Genomic DNA, 2,133 nt, shown 5'->3' with positions numbered 1-2,133 from the left:
AAAAGAGGCAGTGTAGGGAGGCCTCTGGTAATAAAGAAACTAAAAAGACCAGAGGGAACAATAACAATAAGATATAAAAAAATAAGAGAAAAGAGATTAGCAAAAGACATCATAAATATGATAAATGATGGTAAAAAATATGATGAAATAGCAAGATATTTAGGACTTACAAAAATAGAGGTAATAACAATAAATCAAAACAATACCTTAAGACATGGAAGTAATATTAGCAAAATAAATATAAATGATATGATAAATTTAGGACTTACAACTAAGGAGATAAGTAAAATTTATAATTGTAAGGAGAGTACTGTAATAGCACTTTTAAAAGATATAGATTTAAAGAAAAATATAGAATATGAGAATGAAATAGATATTTCTATTAATGTTAGAGATATGTTACAAAAAGGATTTAATCTAAAGGATATATCAAAAGAATTAAATATAAATAGATATAAGCTTTTTAGTGTTTATAATAAATATTTTGAAGAATATAATAGTGAAGCTATTGATTTTGATGTTATTGAAAAACTATTAAATCTTAAATTAAGTTATGATGATATATCTAGCTTTTATAACATACCTAAAGAGTACTTGATGATTCTTATAAATATGAATGAAGAAAGCAAGATTGAAAGAAAGAATAAGAAGAAAGAAGAGATTGTTACTATAGATGAAGAAGATATATTAACAAAATCTTATAAAGCAAGTAATATAGATTTTTATGCTAGAAAGTATAATTAAATGGATGATTTTATAATAAAAAATAAAATTTTGTTTAAAAAGTAAAAAAATGGTGTATATATTAAATAAGAAAGACTTAGACAATTAATAGGAGGTTTCATTATGATAAGAATATGTTCAATGTGTTCAGGAATGAGTGTAGAAGATTTAAAAGCTGCTTTATTAGGTAGAGAAATAGAGGACACTTGTATAGGTGAATGTGGAATGGAATTCGTAGGATATGTTGGAGATGAGTTAGTAGAAGCATCTTCACAAGAAGAATTCATAGAAAAATGTAAATAATAAATTTTACTTATTTTAAATATAGAATAGATAAAAATAGAAATTATTACATAAAAACCGTTGATTATTTAATCAGCGGTTTTTTATTTATAAGGATATATTTAGTAATGTAAAGTTTTTGTTAGTATATAACAACTTAGCTTAAGCAATTTTTAATTATATAGGATTCAAGTAAACACAAGAAAAAATGTAAAAAATTAAGCAATATTGCTATATAAAAAAATTTTTAGATAAAAATAAAATTTTACTTAAGAAAGTAGAATTTTTATAAGGGTCTTGTACTATAATTTTATATCTAAAAAATTGTTTAGGGGGAACTTATGAAAACTGAGTATTTTAAAGAATATAGCCATTGCTTAAATAGAAATATGGAATTTAAGGTATACGGACATGGAGGTAAACCTATTTTAGCTTTTCCTTCACAAGATGGTAGATTTTATGATTTTGAAAACTTTAATCTGGTACAGAGTATAGAACATTTAATAAATAGTGGTAAAGTTCAGCTATTTTGTTGCGATAGTATAGACAAAGAAACATGGTCTGATACTTTTGGTGATAAGGGTCATAGAATATATATGCATGAACAATGGTATTACTATATTACAAATGAGCTAGTTCCAAGAATATTTGAGATTAACAAAAATTCCAATGGATATTATGCTAGTGGAATTATAACGGTAGGATGTTCTTTAGGTGCAATGCACGCAGTTAATTTTATGTTTAGAAGACCAGATATATTTGATGGATGTATTGGACTTAGCGGTTATTATGATAGTGATTTTGCATTTTATGATTATTATAATGATTTGGCATATAAAAATTCACCTATTAGATATGTAAAGGACATGCCATATAATCATGAATTTATCGATATGTATAGAAAGAATAAGATAGTAATATGTTGTGGACAAGGTGCTTGGGAAGATGAAATGATTTATAGCTTAAAGAAATTTAAAGGTGTATTAGAAGAAAAAGGTATAAGTGCTTGGGTTGATTTATGGGGTAAAGATGTGAATCATGATTGGTGTTGGTGGAGGATACAATTACCATACTTTTTAGAGAACATACTTTAATTAACTTTTAAATAATTAATAAGATAAAKTAATT

3 protein-coding genes are annotated in these 2,133 nt (G+C 24.8%); all 3 read left to right on the top strand.

Annotated elements, in window-relative coordinates; genetic code table 11:
• A partial coding sequence (locus tag G3997_RS06155; RefSeq protein ID WP_296644487.1) for a hypothetical protein occupies positions 1-744 on the top strand: 744 nt, incomplete at its 5' end.
• A 102-nt stretch (positions 745-846) separates the two neighbouring features.
• Positions 847-1,026 carry a hypothetical protein gene (locus G3997_RS06150; protein ID WP_296644485.1) on the top strand — a complete coding sequence of 60 codons (180 nt, stop codon included), beginning with the start codon at positions 847-849 and terminating at the stop codon, positions 1,024-1,026.
• A gap of 320 nt (positions 1,027-1,346) precedes the next feature.
• Complete coding sequence (locus G3997_RS06145) at positions 1,347-2,099, top strand: esterase family protein (RefSeq protein ID WP_296644483.1); 753 nt, start codon at positions 1,347-1,349, stop codon at positions 2,097-2,099.
• Positions 2,100-2,133: the final 34 nt, after the last annotated feature.

This window comes from Romboutsia sp. 13368 (genome assembly GCF_018336475.1).
In the GTDB taxonomy this organism is placed as follows: domain Bacteria; phylum Bacillota; class Clostridia; order Peptostreptococcales; family Peptostreptococcaceae; genus Romboutsia.
This window is presented reverse-complemented; position numbering and strand designations above follow the sequence as displayed.